Consider the following 13,557-nt stretch of genomic DNA (forward strand, 5'->3'; position numbering starts at 1 on the left):
AGAAAAAAACATGAAAAACCTTACTTTAATGGAGATCAGCCACCTGTAACCTGCATAGCCAAGCTGCAAACTACAGGTGGCTGAAATGGCCTGGGTTCATACTATTCCATATGCAAGCATTGCCTTCGCGACTTTTATAAAGCCCCCAATATTCGCACCAAACAGATAGTCACCAGGATGACCATAAGCTTCTGCCGCTTCAAGACAAGTTTTGTGAATTTTATTCATAATATCTCTAAGCCTATTGTCTACCTCTTCTCTTGACCATTGTAGCCTCATACTGTTTTGGCTCATCTCTAAACCGGAAACCGCAACTCCTCCCGCATTAGCTGCTTTTGCAGGACCATAAAGCACCCTGTTTTCTCTAAATATATCGATAGCCTCAAGATTCGAGGGCATGTTTGCTCCCTCTGCCACTGCAACAACTCCACTTTTTACAAGAGCATTTGCATGGCTTGCATCAATTTCATTTTGCGTTGCACATGGAAGCGCGATATCCACTCGGAACCCTTCGTCTCTTATCACATCCCATACCGATTTTCCTTCAAAATATCTAGCGCGTGGATACTGGTTTACATATTCTCTAATTCTTCCACGTTTTACATTTTTCAACTCCATAACAAAGGCAAGTTTACCCGCATCAATACCTTCTTCATCAACTATCGTGCCGTTTGAGTCCGACAACGTAATAACCTTGCCTCCCAATTGGATAGCCTTCTCAACTGCATATTGAGCTACATTACCAGAGCCACTTACCGCTATAACTTTATTTGCAAGGTCCATGCCACGAGTTGCAAGCATTTCTGAAGTAAAATATATAAGGCCGTAACCCGTTGCTTCCGGTCTTATAAGGCTTCCTCCATATTCAAGGCCCTTTCCTGTCAAGACACCGGTATGCTCGTTTACAATTTTTTTATAATAACCATACATAAATCCAATCTCACGAGCACCAACACCGATATCTCCTGCAGGAACATCTATATCAGGACCTATGTGCCTGAAAAGCTCCCTCATGAAGGCATAGGTAAACCGCATCACTTCCCGGTCACTCTTTCCTTTAGGATCGAAATCTGAACCCCCTTTGCCACCACCCATAGGGAGCGTTGTTAAAGAATTTTTGAAAATTTGCTCGAAACCCAGGAACTTGATAATTCCAAGATTAACTGACGGATGAAATCTCAATCCGCCTTTGTAAGGCCCAATAGCATTGTTAAACTGAACTCGAAAACCCCTGTTAACATTAACCTCGCCCTTATCATCTTCCCAAACAACCCTAAACATGATTACCCGGTCAGGCTCTACGATCCTTTCGTAAATTTTTGCTTTTACAAACTCAGGGTGTTTCTCCTCTGTTGGTTTGAGGGTTGTCAAAACTTCGGTCACCGCCTGAATAAACTCAGGCTGGTCCTTATCCAGGCTTTTTACCTTAGCAATTACATCATCAATTTGTGGCATGTTACCATCCTCCTCCATCTTCAAAGTGCACCACCTAGGGTCTTCGCCTGTTTAAACAATAAACAAGTAACAAGCAAGCGCGTTGCAAGTCATCCCTAAGTGTTTTGACTCTCTATAAAATAAAAGGCGTTCCCCAAATACTTGGGGAACGCCTTTGTTCCCAACAGCACCACCTTTAGTGCTGAAAAGATTTTAGCATAGAACCTACCAGTAGACAACCCCTAATAACCTCTATACCAACGATTGCAGAATCAATTTTCAGGAATAAGTTAAGTTCAAGTAAAATCGCACAAAAAGGAGGAGCGTTACACAGGAACATGCTAATAAGCGTAGAATTGAACGAGGGGGAAAAGGGATATCAACCTTCCCAGAAAGAGAGATAAGCTGCGCTGAAGCAGTGAGGCCTCTTCTGGGTTCCACTTCAGTCTGAAAGTACAATATCTTCTCCTTCTCTTTTTTTACATTCACCACCTTCACTTCTTAAAAAAGACAAATGGATATTCTCCTTCACAAATCGTATTTCCTTTCTCCTCAGAATGTGCATAGGTTGTATCCATACACTGAGTTGTAAGTGCATTCTCTCCTTTTTCAATTAAAATTATCACTCCGTAATTTTTAGCATAGAACTTTTTTAGTTCGATTGATTTTTAAAAGTTTATTCCCTCATTAAGAACGAAAAGACAAATTCAAGTTAAAAGTTTGATAAACTATTTTACGTGTTAATAAAATACATCTGAAATTTAATCAAAAATTTATGGCCAAAAAGCGCATTCGTAGAGTTTTAGTACCCTTAAAGGACCTTGAAGAAAATTCGGTATGCCCTTATTCTCTTGTTGACCAGAATGGAAGAATACTTGTTAGAGCTGGAAGTCGATTAACCAGGCCGGTTCTGCAATCCCTGTATGAATTGAACCGGTCGTTTGTGATTGCAGAAGTTGTTGAAGAAGAGTCTGTAGTCGCCAAAGAGGATGTTCCTTTTCAACTCAAACAAGAAACACTCGAAGATCTTCAGAGCACCTTGCAAGATCTGGCTCAGGGCAAACAAGTGAACTTGGATGTACTTGAAAAAGATACCGAAAATCTCATCCAGGCAGTGGAGCTTAACCCAGGATTGGTTGTACCAATCATTCAGCTCAAAAAGTATGACGATTTCGCCTTTACTCACTCTCTTAACGTGGCCGTCATATCGCTCTTCATCGGTAAATTCTTAAATCTTTCCAGGCAGGAACTCCTTATCTTAGGTCTGGGAGCGCTGTTACATGACCTGGGCAAGCTGAAAATACCCGTTGAGATACTGCATAAACCCAAAAAACTCGACGAAAAAGAACTCTCAGTAGTTAAAAGGCACCCCATTGACGCCAAAAAGATTCTCGAAGAACAAACCAGCTTGAATAGCAGCAAGTCACAACTAATTGCACTCCAGCACCATGAAAAAATAGACGGGAGCGGTTACCCCCTTGGTCTTGGTAGCAAGGAAACCGACTTTCTTTCCCAAATAACTACCGTAGCAGACATATACGAAGCGTTGACTTCTGACCGACCCTATCGAAAAGGATTACCTATTGGCGAAGTCGTGGAGTATCTCATGGGTAATGCGGGCTATAAGTTAAACATGGAAGTGGTGGAAACATTTATACGCCACATCTCCCCCTATCAGGTAGGAGATTTGGTAAAGCTTTCTGATGGAAGAGAAGCAATAGTTTCAGAGCTCAACCCCGTCTTGCCTTTCCGACCAAAAGTACGAATAAAAGTCGAAGATGAACAAGGAAAACCCCAGCTTGCTGAAGAAGTGGATCTTGCCAGAATTACTACCTTAACCATTACCGAAGAACTCCTCTCCAAAAGCAAAATCAGACTCAAGGATTGAATAACCAGTGTCTCAACCGCTCCTTCAGAGTCAAATAACACTGTTCGCGGTTCTCTTTTGAAAGGTAGATTGTCAGAGGTTGTTTCTCAAAAATCAAGTTTTTCTCAACCCAAGTAAGGATTGGGAAACGCGAAGTTGCCAAAACCAGTTGTGGAGAATCCCAGAGCGCAAGAATAAGCTCTCGAAAAGAGATAGAAAAAAGCTCCATCTTTCCCACCTCATCGACCAGGCAGGGCTTACCTTCTTTTAGCGCTTTCTCAAGAACAGGAAGGGCTACGCGCTCAAAGCTTTCCAAATCAACGCGGTAGCGCCCCACGTAAAACCGGGAAGACAAATCCTGAGAAGCGAGAGTTCCTTTTTCCCCGGCCAACGTCTCCACAGAAAAGCCTATCCTTCTTCCACCCCTTCTCACCTCTTCAGTAAAAAAACCTGTAAAGACCCCTGGAAAAGTACTGCTAATCCTTTTTACCAAAGTAGTTTTGCCACTTCCCGGCTTTCCCAAAACAAGGATCTTATTCAAAGTTTTATCCCTCGCTTTTAGCTTCACAACTAGAAAACCACCTCCTTAGTATTTTCCACCAACTCCCTTCATGAAGCAATTCTTGAAAACCAGAACGCAAAAAGCCAAAGTTGACTTTTTACAAATATTCCGTTAATTTTTTGGCAAATGGGAACCTTCATAAAATTTCTGGGAACTGCTGGAGCAAGAATAGTGGTTTCTAAGCAAATCCGGGCTTCGGGTGGCATATGGTTCCAGCATAACGAAGTTGCTTTCTTTATAGACCCTGGACCAGGAGCGTTGGTCAAAGCCCTGAACAGTAAACCTAAGCTTGAACCATGGAAGCTTTCGGCAATACTCCTTTCACACCGCCACATAGACCATGCGAACGACCTGAACATTATGGTCGAATCAATGACTGAAGGCAACACAAAGAAAAGAGGCATAGTTTTCCTTCCCAAAGACGCTCTCGAGGGAGAAAAAGTGCTTTTTAGCTATTTGACCCCCGTGCTTCAGGAAATTGTGCTGCTTGAAGAGGGAAAAGAATATAGCATCGGGAACTTACGTTTTACCACCCCCTGTCGACACTGGCATCCGGTAGAAACTTACGGATTTAAATTCTACCTTAGAGATAACCTTACGGTCTCCTTTATTACAGATACTCTATACAATCCAAAACTTCAGGAAGCATATCAAAAAAGTGACCTCCTGATTATCAACATGGTAAGAATTAAACCAGACAATGTAAATGCAGTAATGCACCTCAATGCTGATGATGTCGAAAAACTTGTTAAGGCCATTAAACCCAGAATGGCCGTTATCACTCACTTTGGTATGCAGGTAATCCTTAATAAACCCTGGAAGATAGCAGAAGAAATAAGCCAGAAGACCGGCATCCAGGTCGTTGCAGCACGAGATGGAATGCAACTCAACCTCGAAAGCATCTTCAAAAACCCTATGCAACGCACTACATGACTACATAGGTGCTTTTCAGTAACGGGTTAGCGAAAGATAAAAACGGGTCAAAAGCGTGGTCAGAAAAGGCAAAAGGGCAGCAATGATTAAAGTTCCCAGTATAACTCCAGCTATAGGCACAAAGCTAAAAACCCAACCCAAAAGCAAACCAACCAAAGCGAAAAATAATAAACCCACGAAAAAAGCGAAACATTCACCCAGGTGTTCGAGCACCAAATGAAAACTGGCCTGCAAAGCAGAAAAGGGATCTCGGCCATCAATAATTACCTCTGGTAAAACAAAAAGCAGCAAAAAAGCAAAGAAAAGACCCGGAAAAATAAAAAACACTGAGAAAAAGCCTACCACAAAACTGATAATTAAAGCGGTAATCAAAATTTCCAGAAAGCGATCACCAATCATTCTGAAAGCTCTCCATAAATCGACAATCGAACGATAACTATAATCCCAGGCAGCAATCATAATTAGAGCAGCCACCAATATAGATAACACGCTGCCAAGCAAAAACAGGCCAAAACCAAGTCCCAAGCGATATAATCCGAAAAACCACCAACCCACGCTACCTCTTGCCGCGACAAGACTTGCCGCCACAAAAGGCAGGGCCGGCAACAAAGAAACTATCCATAAAGTAGGATTCTTGGCAACAAAGCGTGCACTTCTTTTGGTCTCCGTCCAGAAATCAAAGTTCAACATGTCTGTTTCTCCATCAAGTTGTGATATACTTAATATACCCGTTTAAAAAAATGTTGGCAAGTCTCTCTCATAAAGGGATATGCATAATTATTATATGGTTGTCTCGCCAACCTTTGCCCAAAAAAAAGCCTTGCTGAGCACTGCACTTTGGTTGAGCAAATTCCTCTCCCCAGTACGTACCCTAATAATCAAACAACCCGCAAAAATAGATGATTTTGAAGCAGGCCAAATTTGCATGAACTTTACGATAAGAGACCTCTTTAAAAAGCGTCTCCTTTTTCTTTCCGAAAAACACTCCTTCACAGGTGGGGCGATACAAACCATAAAGGAAAGATTTCCTGACCTCCCACTAAAACTCCTTTTGCTCGACGTCCATTTTGATGTGTTCAACCTCCCCAAAAAAGAAAGACCCGAAATCCACGAAGGAAACTTCCTAATTCACCTATTGAAACATGACATACTAAAAGAAGAAGAAATATTTCTGGTCTCGGTAGATTCGTCTATCAATTTCGAATTACCCTCTGGATACTACTACTTATCCTGGGACATAGATTACGGGCTCTCGCATTTTGCGAGATACCCCTCTTTCAAGAAGCAGAGTTTAGAAAAAACTAAACTCCAGCTTGAAGCCCTCTTTAGAGAACTTATGAAAAGAGATAAAATGATTGTTGCAATGGACATAGTGGAATTAGACCATCGGAAAGTCACCACACCTTTACAGGTGGCCCTTGTGATGAGTTCCTTTGTTGACTACCTTTTCTTTTCTTACCACTAAAAGGAGGCCAACGTTGAAAAAGTTAATTCATCTCATCTGGCTTTCGGTGCCCTTCCTCACTGCGTTCTTTTTATGGTCTGCTTCAGCTCTTGATTTGCTGGACCAGGCTCAAATCATGCTTGAAGAAGGGCGTACCCGGGAAGCTATCGACATGCTGGAAAAAATGCTTAATGTTGAAGAACCAGAAGAGTTAGCTCAGGTAGTGGAAACACTTTACAACCTGTACCTCCAAGAAGGAGAAGACAAAAAGGCTGTTGAAGTATTAAAAATGTACATTGAAAAGTTTCCTGAAGCCTACCAGTCCTATCTCTTTCTTTACTGGATAGCAAAAACCGAAGAAGAAAGTCACAATTTTGATCAAGCATTGTCACTGCTGAAAGAAATAGCTCTGAACTTTCCCGAAGGCCTGCCTGATCCTTACCGGATAAGGGAACAGGCCTGGGAAGACTTTGCTTACATACTTCACCATGTCCAGAAACGTTACCAGGAGGCTCTGGGAGTGTATCAAAATATCCTTTCGCACTTCCCTGAGAACGAGAGGAAGCTTGCGATAATGAACGAAATGGCAAATTGTTACGAAAAATTGGGGGCAAGAGAAAGGGCTCTTGCCATTTACCAAGAAATACTGTGCCAAGCAACAGACCCTTTTTACCGCAAATTAGCCACACTCAAAATAAAATATCTTAATAGTGAACCAAACTGGAGCAGAAAAACTCTTACCCTTCTATACAAAGAAATTGAAGCCGCTTTCTTATCAGGCAATGTTTCAAGTCTGGAAAAGCTTGCCCGAAAAGGAGATTTCTGGGTAGGACAAATTTTCAGTGAATTTGAAGTAATGGAGTTTGAATCGCTGAAGCCCTACTTTGAAGAAAAACTGAAGGTGGCAAAAAATATTGAGATAGAAAAACCAGCTTCCACCAACGGTTTTTATACTATGCAAATCAGCAACTGGCCCGACTCAGAATACAACATACTGTACCTTTTAATTGCCCAAGAAAATTACGGCTGGGAATGGAAGGGCATCATTCTATCCAACCAGGAATTAGAGAAAGAGGCTCCTCAATGGTGGTCAGGCATTAATTTCTACTTTTAAACTTCTAAATCACAAAGTGAGGTGGCTTAAGCTGGAAAGAAAGACATTCCACAAAAGAGAAACTCGGGAAACCAATATTGAACTTGAGCTGAATCTGGAAGGAAGCGGAAGCTCGGAAATTCACATGGAAATTCCTTTCTTCCCTCACCTCTTAAAAACCCTGGTTTTTTATGCCGGATGGGACCTGGTTTTAAAAGCCAAGGGTGATCTTGAAGTGGACCAACACCATACTGTTGAAGATACAGGGATTGTTCTGGGAGAAGCATTTCTCAAATGCCTTGGTGAAAAAAAGAGCATAAAACGTTTTGCTTTTTCGATGGTTCCCATGGACGAGGCTTTGGCGATGAGCGTTGTAGATTTGGGTGGCAGACCTTTTTTGTACCTGGAAACACCAAATTTGGGAGAAAGAGTCGGAGAATTCGAAATACCCCTGATAGAAGAATTCTTGAGAGCATTCACTAATAATGCAAAAATCACGGTTCATGCTAAAATATGGTGGGGTAAAAACGCGCATCACTGTTTGGAAGCTCTGTTTAAGTCTTTAGGACAAGCTTTGGGAGAAGCTTCGAAAATAGCGAATAAACAGGAAATACCTTCAACAAAAGGAATTCTATAGGAGAGAGGTAAGTCATGATAGCAATTATCGATTACGGTATCGGAAACTTGTTTAGTGTTTCCAAAGCCTTGAACAGGTTGGGACAGGAAACCCAAATCACCTGTGAACCTGAAACAGTTGAAAAAGCGAGTGCAATTGTCCTACCAGGAGTTGGTTCCTTTGGAGAAGCTATGGAAAACCTGCAAAAAAAAGAGCTTATCAATGTCATATTAAAAAACGCAGACGAAGGTAAGCCTATCTTGGGGATTTGCCTGGGAATGCAAATTCTCTTTGAAAGAAGCCAGGAATCTCCTCACGCAAAAGGTCTCTCCCTCATCCAGGGGGAAGTACGCAAGTTGCCCCCCACCAATAAAATTCCCCACATAGGGTGGAACCGCATATATTTCAAAAAAAAGACAGAGCTTACAGAAGATATTCCCCAGGGTAGATTTTTTTACTTTGCTCACTCCTATTATGTGTTGCCAGCCGACGACCAGCCAATAATAGGAATATGTAATTACAACCTGGTTATTCCGGCGATTATTAACCAGGACAACATATGGGGAGTTCAATTTCACCCTGAGAAAAGTTCGACCTGGGGCATGAAGTTTCTCGAAAACTGGGTAAGGTGTATGTTGAAGTGATTTTAATACCAGCCATCGATATCATAAACGAGAAAGTAGTTCGCCTCAAACAGGGAAATTACAGTCAGAAAACGATTTTTAGCGACTCTCCCCTTCAGATTGCTCAGCAGTGGGAAGCAGAGGGCGCTCCACTACTTCACGTAGTAGATCTTGAAGGAGCAAAAGAGGGACAACCTAAAAACAAGAAAATAATTGCTGAAATAATTAAACAAGTTCAAATCCCGGTCCAGGTGGGAGGAGGAATCAGAGACTACCAAACCTTTAAATTTTATTTAGAAGTCGGTGCCTCAAGAATTGTTTTGGGAAGCGTAATACACGATGATCCTCAACTGTTTGAAAAGCTGGTTGAGGAAAACCCAGAAACACTGGTGGTGAGTCTTGACGTTACCAATAACGGAAGTCTGGCCATTCACGGCTGGCAAAAAAGTGCTCCTCTAAGTGCTTCCCTAATTGCCAAAGCACTGAAACGGAAAGGTGTTCAAAACTTCATTTTCACTGACATTACTCGAGACGGCACCTTAAAAGGCATACGGAAGGAAGTTATTACTAAGTTTGTGAAAGAAAGTGGAGTACATCCTCTCATAGCTGGAGGGATAACCTCTTTGGAAGATATAAGAACACTGAAATCAATGGATCATCAGGTAAAGGGTGCAATTCTTGGTAAGGCTCTTTACACCGGTAAGATCAAATATAGCGAAGCGTTAAAAATTATACAGGGGGAATGAAAAATTGCTCGCCAAAAGGATAATTCCCTGCCTTGATGTAAAAGACGGAAGGGTAGTAAAAGGCGTTCACTTTGAAAACATAAAAGACGTTGGTGATCCAGTAGAACTTGCCAAAAGATATGAAGAAGAAGGAGCAGATGAGCTGGTTTTCCTGGACATCACAGCATCATACGAGAAAAGAGAAACCATGGTCCACGTGGCCGAAAAGGTAGCCGAAGTATTGACTATCCCCTTTACTGTAGGAGGAGGTATAAGCACTGTAGAGCATGTTAGTAACTTGCTAAAAGCAGGTGCAGATAAAATATCTATCAACACGGCGGCAGTGTTACAGCCTGAACTTATAAGTGAACTTGCAGAAAAGTTTGGAAGCCAATGTGTGGTGGTAGCCATAGATGTAAAAAGGACCTGGGACCGAATTACTCGCAAAAGCTACTGGGAGGTCTTCATCAATGGTGGCCGCACTCCAACTGGCAAAGACGCTTTAATGTGGGCTGCACAAGTAGAAAAACTGGGAGCAGGGGAAATACTGCTAACCAGCATGGATACCGATGGCACGCAATCTGGCTACGACATAAGCCTCACTCGCAAAATTTCTGAAAAAGTCAAAATTCCAGTTATTGCTTCAGGAGGCGCTGGAAAGCTGGAACACCTCTCGGCTGTTTTGCGGGAAGGTCAGGCCGATGCTGCATTGGTAGCCTCGATTTTTCATTTTCGACGCTTCACCATCCCTGAAGCCAAGATATTTCTCCAAAAACGCGGAATACCGGTGAGGATTGAAGATTAATGCAAGAATTGATCGAACTTCTTAAATTTGACGAAAAGGGGCTTATTCCAGCCATTGTCCAAGACGCAAAAAGTGGTAAAGTGCTGATGATGGCCTACATGAACCAGGAGGCTCTTTCAAAAACCTTAGAAACAGGAAAAACCTGGTTCTACAGTCGAAGCCGTCAAAAACTATGGAACAAAGGAGAAACCAGTGGCCATTATCAGTTCGTCAGAGGCATTTACGTAGACTGTGATAACGATTGTCTCTTAATCCAGGTGGAACAGCAAGGAGTAGCCTGTCATACGGGCTTTCCATCATGCTTTCACCGTCCGATTAATGATTGGAAAAAAGTTGGAAACCCATCTTCGGAATTACCTCCTTATTCTCTGTCCGCTTTTCTCTCTGAACTTTTCGAGGTAATCAAAAGTAGAAAAACGCAAGCACCAGACAACTCCTACACAGCAAAACTCTTTAAAGAAGGAAAGGAAAAAATTCTTCGCAAAGTATCCGAAGAAACTACTGAAGTCATTCTTGCCTCGCTAAAAAATCAGAATTCCGCGGAAAACAAAAAGCACCTTTGTTGGGAAGTAGCCGATCTCCTGTATCATGTTATGGTTCTTCTCTGTGAAGAAGAAATCGAATGGGATGATGTACTTTTAGAGCTTCAAAGAAGAAGGTCGAATAAGAAAAAGGTTGCCAGTGTCAATGCCGAAACTCTTGATAAGAAACAAAGTCTGTGATAATATTTATGATGCTCGTGGGTCCATAGCTCAGCGGTAGAGCAGCCGGCTCATAACCGGTCGGTCCCTGGTTCGAATCCGGGTGGACCCACCATGGTTCAGGGGAGGCATGAATGGAACCACTTTTTAAAGTAGTAGCTTTCTTGGAAGAACTCTTTCCTCCAGAATTTTCCCTCGAAAACGACCCCATAGGTTTACTTGTCAAACCAGTTTCTTTATCCCAACCCATAGAAAAAGTGCTGGTAGCGCTGGAGCTGAACCCTTCCTTAGTTCATACAGTTGTGGAAGAAGAATACGACCTCCTTTACCTCCACCATCCCCCAATTTGGAATCCAATCAAAAAACTGGACATCGAAAACCCTTATGTTTCGATGTTGCTCAGGCTTTACCAGAATGGAGTAACCGTATTAAGCCACCACACCAACCTGGATTGTGCACCAGAGGGGTTGGCCGATCAATGGATAGAGCTCCTTGAGCTGCAAGGAAAGAAAAAGCCTCTTTTCCCCCACAAAATAAACAAACAATACTTTAAAATCACTACCTTTGTACCTCAAGAACACCTTGACAGAGTAGCCCAGGCGGCTTTCCAGGCTGGAGCCGGTATCATTGGTAATTACAGTGAGTGCAGTTTCTACACAGAAGGCATTGGCACTTTTACCCCTCAAAAAGGTGCCAATCCCTTTATAGGTGAAGCTGGCAATCATGAAAGAGTGCGTGAACTACGTTTCGAAGTGAGAGTTGAGGAAAACTTACTTGCGGAAGTGTTACATGCCATATTCACAGCTCACCCCTACGAAGAACCAGCTGTCGACGTTTATCCTCTCTTTCCCTTTGCCAAGCCTGATGCAGGTTTGGGAAGGCTCATAGAGCTTGACAACCCAATCTCACTTGAAGCTCTGAGTGTGAAAATAGAACGCCTTATCGACGAGAAAATTCTGGTTCAAAAACCTTATTCAAAAAATTGCGAAAACGTCGTCAAAATAGCCATACTGCCAGGAAGTGGAAAGTCGTTCCTGAACAGCCTTAACAACGAAAAGGTGGACCTTTTCATAAGCGGAGACCTTTCTCATCATGATATAGAAGAGCTTAAAATTAAGAACATAAGCTTTATCCAGCTTCCTCATGGCCGGGGCGAAAGGATTGCTATGCAATCGGTGACCAATTTGATTCAAAAGAAAGCTATGGAAAAAGGATTAAAAGTAACTTTTGAAAGCGAGAACCGCTATCACGATGAATAAAGCAGATATGAGCGACGTTGAAAAACTCTCTTTGCTAAGAAAGCTTGACTCTTCAATCAAGCAAGTAGAGAAAAAGATTAAACGCAAAGATCAGGAATTGAAAAGCTTGCAGCAAGAGCTTTCAAATCTCAAATCTCAAGTTGAACATAAGCAAAAAAACCTTGAAAAAGAAAAAATAGAGCTTCACCACTGGGAACTGGAATTAAAGGAAACTGAAGAAAGACTTAAGTCTACCAGAGAAAAACTATACAGTGGAGAAATAACCTCCGCTAAAGAACTGACTCAGTGGGAAAAATCTATGGAAAAATTAGAAAAACAACAATCTGAGCTGGAAGAAGAAACTCTTCAAAGAATGGAAAAAATCGAAGTACTACAAAAAGAAATTCAGAAAGAGAAAAAACTTTTTTTAGAAAAAAGCGCTGAAATCGAAGCAATACTGGAAAAGCTGGAAAAAGAAATCGCTTATCTGCGAAGCGAAGAAGAATCTCTTTCTTCTGAGAGACAGAAAATCCTTGACCTTCTCCCCAGAGAAATCCTGTCAAGCTATCAGGAAATAATTTCCAGCTTCGTTGAACCGGCGATTGTCGAGCTAAACCAGGGAATATGCGAGGGCTGCAATCTGCAAGTGCCAACCATAGTCGCCAAACAGGTTCGCAAAAAAGAAATAGTACGGTGCCCCAACTGTGGAAGACTTCTTCTGCCTAAACACTAAAGACAAAGAAGTATTTGCCTTCACGGATGGTGCATCAAAAGGCAATCCCGGCGAAAGCTCCTATGCTTTTTGTATCTGCAATCCGCAGGGGAAAATCATTTTTGAAGAAGCTGGTTACTTGGGTCGTTCTACAAACAACGCTGCCGAATACTGGGGTTTAATAAAACTCCTCGAAAGGGCAAAAGGCTTGAAATTTTCCCGTATAACAGTGTTCTCAGACAGCTTACTCCTGGTACAGCAAATTCAGGGAAAATACAGGGTAAGCTCGCCTAATCTAAAACCCCTTTACCAGAAAGCACAACGACTCATCGCATATTTCGACAGCTTCAGAATACTTCACATACCACGGGAACAAAATAAATACACGGATTCACTTGCCTCGGGAATAATTGAAAACAAAATAGAGTTACCCCAGTTGGGGAGGTAAACCGGGCAACCGCGGGAGGGAAACCCTCCTGAGGAAAGTCCGAGCTCCACAGAGCAGGGTACTGGGTAACACCCAGTGGGGGCAACCCCAGGAAAGTGCCACAGAAAACATACCACCTCCGTCTGGAGGTAAGGGTGAAAAGGTGGGGTAAGAGCCCACCGGGCGTCGGGTGACCGACGTGCCTGGCAAACCCTACCCGGAGCAAGGCCAAATAGGAAGGGATGAGGCTGCTCGCTGACCTTCGGGTTGGCCGCTTGAGGAAGCGGGTAACCGCTTCCCCAGATAGATGGTTGCCATTCCTTACTTAAAAGGAAGGAAGACAGAACTCGGCTTACAGGTTTACCTCCCCATTCCTT

The 13,557-nt window shown here is 42.5% G+C and carries 15 protein-coding genes, 1 tRNA gene and 1 other RNA gene; 14 read left to right on the forward strand and 3 right to left on the reverse strand.

Features of this window, described 5'->3' with window-relative positions:
* Nucleotides 1–96: 96 nt before the first annotated feature.
* Complete coding sequence (gdhA, locus tag ACKTT1_RS06910) at nucleotides 97–1,455, reverse strand: NADP-specific glutamate dehydrogenase (protein WP_412710566.1); 1,359 nt, start codon at nucleotides 1,453–1,455, stop codon at nucleotides 97–99.
* A 754-nt stretch (nucleotides 1,456–2,209) separates the two neighbouring features.
* Here gdhA and ACKTT1_RS06915 point away from each other — a divergent pair.
* Complete coding sequence (locus ACKTT1_RS06915; protein WP_412709053.1) at nucleotides 2,210–3,322, forward strand: HD-GYP domain-containing protein; 1,113 nt, start codon at nucleotides 2,210–2,212, stop codon at nucleotides 3,320–3,322.
* On the opposite strand, the gene ACKTT1_RS06920 is transcribed toward ACKTT1_RS06915, so the two are convergent.
* On the reverse strand, nucleotides 3,312–3,842 hold the full coding sequence (locus ACKTT1_RS06920; RefSeq protein WP_369019021.1) for a nucleoside-triphosphatase: 531 nt from the start codon (nucleotides 3,840–3,842) through the stop codon (nucleotides 3,312–3,314). The two genes, ACKTT1_RS06915 and ACKTT1_RS06920, sit on opposite strands and share 11 nt — an antisense overlap.
* 147 nt (nucleotides 3,843–3,989) lie before the next feature.
* Here ACKTT1_RS06920 and ACKTT1_RS06925 point away from each other — a divergent pair, with 147 nt between their 5' ends.
* The gene (locus ACKTT1_RS06925) at nucleotides 3,990–4,796 is read left to right on the forward strand and encodes an MBL fold metallo-hydrolase (RefSeq protein WP_412709054.1); all 807 of its coding nucleotides are present in this window, start codon (nucleotides 3,990–3,992) and stop codon (nucleotides 4,794–4,796) included.
* Nucleotides 4,797–4,811: 15 nt separating this feature from the next.
* Here the strand turns inward: ACKTT1_RS06925 and ACKTT1_RS06930 are convergent, their stop codons facing one another.
* Nucleotides 4,812–5,486: a hypothetical protein gene (locus ACKTT1_RS06930; protein ID WP_412709055.1), complete on the reverse strand. Its 675-nt coding sequence runs from the start codon at nucleotides 5,484–5,486 to the stop codon at nucleotides 4,812–4,814.
* Between the two features lie 235 nt (nucleotides 5,487–5,721).
* Between ACKTT1_RS06930 and ACKTT1_RS06935 the strand changes: the two genes are divergently transcribed.
* From ACKTT1_RS06935 to rnpB, 12 genes are all read left to right on the forward strand, one after another.
* Nucleotides 5,722–6,261, forward strand: a complete 540-nt coding sequence (locus ACKTT1_RS06935) for a hypothetical protein (RefSeq protein ID WP_369019018.1) — start codon at nucleotides 5,722–5,724, stop codon at nucleotides 6,259–6,261.
* Between the two features lie 13 nt (nucleotides 6,262–6,274).
* On the forward strand, nucleotides 6,275–7,354 hold the full coding sequence (locus ACKTT1_RS06940) for a tetratricopeptide repeat protein (RefSeq protein ID WP_369019017.1): 1,080 nt from the start codon (nucleotides 6,275–6,277) through the stop codon (nucleotides 7,352–7,354).
* A gap of 16 nt (nucleotides 7,355–7,370) precedes the next feature.
* Complete coding sequence (gene hisB, locus ACKTT1_RS06945) at nucleotides 7,371–7,970, forward strand: imidazoleglycerol-phosphate dehydratase HisB (protein ID WP_369019016.1); 600 nt, start codon at nucleotides 7,371–7,373, stop codon at nucleotides 7,968–7,970.
* 14 nt (nucleotides 7,971–7,984) lie between these two features.
* On the forward strand, nucleotides 7,985–8,593 hold the full coding sequence (gene hisH / locus ACKTT1_RS06950; protein ID WP_412709056.1) for an imidazole glycerol phosphate synthase subunit HisH: 609 nt from the start codon (nucleotides 7,985–7,987) through the stop codon (nucleotides 8,591–8,593).
* Nucleotides 8,590–9,318: a 1-(5-phosphoribosyl)-5-[(5-phosphoribosylamino)methylideneamino]imidazole-4-carboxamide isomerase gene (hisA, locus tag ACKTT1_RS06955; RefSeq protein ID WP_412709057.1), complete on the forward strand. Its 729-nt coding sequence runs from the start codon at nucleotides 8,590–8,592 to the stop codon at nucleotides 9,316–9,318. The genes hisH and hisA overlap by 4 nt, the downstream gene beginning before the upstream one ends.
* 4 nt (nucleotides 9,319–9,322) lie before the next feature.
* Nucleotides 9,323–10,102: an imidazole glycerol phosphate synthase subunit HisF gene (hisF, locus tag ACKTT1_RS06960; protein WP_412709058.1), complete on the forward strand. Its 780-nt coding sequence runs from the start codon at nucleotides 9,323–9,325 to the stop codon at nucleotides 10,100–10,102.
* Nucleotides 10,102–10,824 carry a bifunctional phosphoribosyl-AMP cyclohydrolase/phosphoribosyl-ATP diphosphatase HisIE gene (gene hisIE, locus ACKTT1_RS06965; RefSeq protein ID WP_412709059.1) on the forward strand — a complete coding sequence of 241 codons (723 nt, stop codon included), beginning with the start codon at nucleotides 10,102–10,104 and terminating at the stop codon, nucleotides 10,822–10,824. Before hisF ends, hisIE begins: the two co-directional genes overlap by 1 nt.
* A gap of 19 nt (nucleotides 10,825–10,843) precedes the next feature.
* Nucleotides 10,844–10,918: transfer RNA gene (locus ACKTT1_RS06970), tRNA-Ile, on the forward strand.
* 19 nt (nucleotides 10,919–10,937) lie between these two features.
* Nucleotides 10,938–12,062, forward strand: a complete 1,125-nt coding sequence (locus ACKTT1_RS06975; RefSeq protein WP_412709060.1) for a Nif3-like dinuclear metal center hexameric protein — start codon at nucleotides 10,938–10,940, stop codon at nucleotides 12,060–12,062.
* Nucleotides 12,055–12,774, forward strand: coding sequence for a zinc ribbon domain-containing protein (locus ACKTT1_RS06980; protein WP_412709061.1), 720 nt, complete (start codon nucleotides 12,055–12,057; stop codon nucleotides 12,772–12,774). The genes ACKTT1_RS06975 and ACKTT1_RS06980 overlap by 8 nt, the downstream gene beginning before the upstream one ends.
* On the forward strand, nucleotides 12,746–13,201 hold the full coding sequence (locus ACKTT1_RS06985; RefSeq protein WP_412709062.1) for a ribonuclease HI family protein: 456 nt from the start codon (nucleotides 12,746–12,748) through the stop codon (nucleotides 13,199–13,201). Before ACKTT1_RS06980 ends, ACKTT1_RS06985 begins: the two co-directional genes overlap by 29 nt.
* An RNA gene (gene rnpB, locus ACKTT1_RS06990) (RNase P RNA component class A) lies at nucleotides 13,195–13,551 on the forward strand. The genes ACKTT1_RS06985 and rnpB overlap by 7 nt, the downstream gene beginning before the upstream one ends.
* Nucleotides 13,552–13,557: the final 6 nt, after the last annotated feature.

It is taken from the genome of Atrimonas thermophila (assembly GCF_045864955.1).
In the GTDB taxonomy this organism is placed as follows: Bacteria; Atribacterota; Atribacteria; order Atribacterales; family Thermatribacteraceae; genus Thermatribacter; species Thermatribacter velox.